The sequence below is a fragment of the Pseudomonas izuensis genome (assembly GCF_009861505.1).
In the GTDB taxonomy this organism is placed as follows: domain Bacteria; phylum Pseudomonadota; class Gammaproteobacteria; order Pseudomonadales; family Pseudomonadaceae; genus Aquipseudomonas; species Aquipseudomonas izuensis.
In genome coordinates this window covers 3,158-4,218 of record NZ_WTFT01000066.1, presented here as the reverse complement: position 1 = coordinate 4,218, position 1,061 = coordinate 3,158, and the positions used below count along the sequence as shown (strand labels likewise).

2 protein-coding genes are annotated in these 1,061 nt (G+C 55.0%); both read right to left on the bottom strand.

Translation table 11 applies throughout. The features are described from left to right. Positions 1 to 106: 106 nt before the first annotated feature. Positions 107 to 373 carry a hypothetical protein gene (locus GPL81_RS32150; RefSeq protein ID WP_160109828.1) on the bottom strand — a complete coding sequence of 89 codons (267 nt, stop codon included), beginning with the start codon at positions 371 to 373 and terminating at the stop codon, positions 107 to 109. A 12-nt stretch (positions 374 to 385) separates the two neighbouring features. Further along, a partial coding sequence (locus tag GPL81_RS32145; protein ID WP_246219014.1) for a multicopper oxidase domain-containing protein occupies positions 386 to 1,061 on the bottom strand: 676 nt, incomplete at its 5' end.

Below are 1,061 nucleotides of genomic sequence, written 5' to 3'. Positions count from 1 at the left end.
GGAGTGATCCATCTCTTCAGCCGCGGTAACGATACCAACAAACACAGAGCTGACTGAAACCGTCAACGCCATCAGGGTCGGACGTAAAAGCTTAAGGGTCATGGTCTCAATCCGCTTTTTTAGTGTTTGAGTCATGATCCATCGACTCGTGATTCATTTTGCTGTGGTCCATCGTTCCATGGTCCATAGAACCGTGATCAGACTTGGACTCACTTGTCTTGGTCTTATGCATTGTTGCTGACTTGTCTGTGTCGGAAGCAGCGTGAGCGTACTCGGCATTGCCTTCCCCAGCTTGTACCAAGGGCACTCCACTCAATAGGCCGATGGCAAGGGCGCAACCGATCAATGACTGACGATTCAGATGCCTGCTCATAATCCGTCTCCCTTACTCATCAACCCGTACTTCACGGAACATGCCCATTTCCATGTGAAACAGCAGGTGGCAGTGATAGGCCCAGCGTCCCAGAGCATCGGCGGTGACGCGATAGCTGCGTTTGGTACCGGGTGGCATGTCGATCGTGTGTTTGCGCACCATGAATTTTCCGTGCTCATCCTCGAGATCGCTCCACATGCCGTGGAGGTGGATGGGGTGCGTCATCATGGTGTCGTTCACCAGCGTGATACGCAGGCGCTCGCCATACTTGAGGCGCAACGGCTCGGCGTCGGAGAATTTGATGCCATTGAATGACCAGGAAAATTTCTCCATATGGCCAGTCAGGTGCAACTCGATCGTCCGATTGGGCTCGCGGCCATCAGGGTCCTGGAAAGTGCTCTTCAGGTCCGCGTAAGTGAGCACGCGACGGCCGTTGTTCCGTAGGCCAATACCCGGGTCATTGAGCTTCGGCGTAGTGCTCATGGCTTGCATATCGACCAAGGGGTTATTGGTCTCGGAGGCCGGGTGCGACTGCATCTCCATGCCATCCATTCCACCCATGCCAGCCATCCCTGACATGTCACCATGGTCCATACCAGCCATCTTGCTGTGGTCCATGCCGGACATGCCGCCCTGGTCCATACCGGTCATCTTGCTGTGATCCATCCCGGCCATGCCGGACATGTCA

What these genes read in the sequence shown, in the direction of transcription:
- GPL81_RS32150 (WP_160109828.1), bottom strand. Translation starts at nt 373, where the DNA reads ATGAGCAGGCATCTGAATCGTCAGTCATTGATCGGTTGCGCCCTTGCC.